General features: G+C 31.7%; 1 protein-coding gene. It reads left to right on the top strand.

Annotated elements, in window-relative coordinates:
- Positions 1 to 215 precede the first annotated feature (215 nt).
- Positions 216 to 1288, top strand: a 1073-nt coding sequence (locus tag ACFIQE_RS10500) for a hypothetical protein (protein WP_375707716.1), incomplete at its 3' end; no start/stop codon positions are given.

Here is a 1288-nt window from a genome sequence, read left to right as displayed (position 1 = left end):
TAAAGCTCTTCTTAAAAGTGCATAAATCATTAGAGCAGTACAATTAAATACAAATTGTTTTATTTTACCAATAAAAATATCTATATTTTGTGTGTTGTTTTTATTAAAATATAATATGTAGTGATTTTCAAATCATATGTACACATAATGATACAATATTGAGAAATCGATAAAAGAGCTGCGTTAAATATTGGTGAAAATAAAAGAAAGCAAGAATGAGTGATCACGATACTTTCATAGTTATAGTAGGAATAGTTATAATAGGGAGCATAATCTATAGTCTTTGGTTAGCAAATTATCAGAAAAAGCAATTAAATGAACAACTTGAACAGTTTGAAAAATTACTGCAGCTAAAAGATCGAGAGTGCGCGATATACCAAGATATTATTGCACAATGGGAACAAAGGCTTGTTAAAAAAACTCAAAAAATATCGCCAAAATGGATTAAACAATGGGATGAAGAAGTAAAGGAATGGGAAAGGAGTATATTAGAGATAAAAAAAATTGGATACATTTCTGAATCTTATGAATCTAAAAAACAGCAGCATCCAATGGTACAAGATATTTGTGCTCAAGGATATGTAGATATATTTTTTCTCTATGAAAAGGCGCTGGAAGTAGAATTTACTGATGAACATATCAAAAAAATAAATGAATTAATGATGCGTCCAATTTTTAAAGAAACTTATCCTAAAGTTGTGCGATTCATGAGACAGAATGGTGTCACATTACGAAAGTTTGTGGATCCTTTGACGAAAAAAAAGCGCTATAAGCCTACAATGCTGTTGTTTCATTGGTGGTTATATATGATTGATGATATGATTACAGCTGAATACGAACAGCAACAAAAGGATAAAGCTTCAGGGCTCTATCGTGACTTAGCATCTCTGGAAATTTACTTTGAAGACATACCTAAATATACTGAATATGAAACGCTAAAAAAACTGGGAGGATTTGGGAGTATGCCTGGTGACAGTAGTGTACTGTGCATTTGTAAAAGAGAGCTTCTATCCTTATTGTATGATGTTTCCAGTGATTATAAGACGGCAAGAGAAACTTTCATTTACTATAAGATGCTTATTGATACGGTGAAAGAAGGATATATTGCCTTTGATAAAAGTTGTTGTTACTCTACGGTTGAAAGGGCAATGGAGGTTTGTAAAGAGAGAGATAAAGAAGAGAAAAAAGACCTAGTCCTTGATGAAAAGATACCAACATTTGAAGAAGCTTACAAATTAGGCGTTAAAGAGTGGATGAAATCATCAAATGAGAAATGCGATAACCGATT

The sequence above is a fragment of the Bartonella sp. AA1HLJMS genome (assembly GCF_042197445.1).
Taxonomy (GTDB): Bacteria; Pseudomonadota; Alphaproteobacteria; order Rhizobiales; family Rhizobiaceae; genus Bartonella.
Note: the sequence above shows the minus strand (reverse complement) of the source record. Positions and strands in the feature narration are given on the sequence as shown.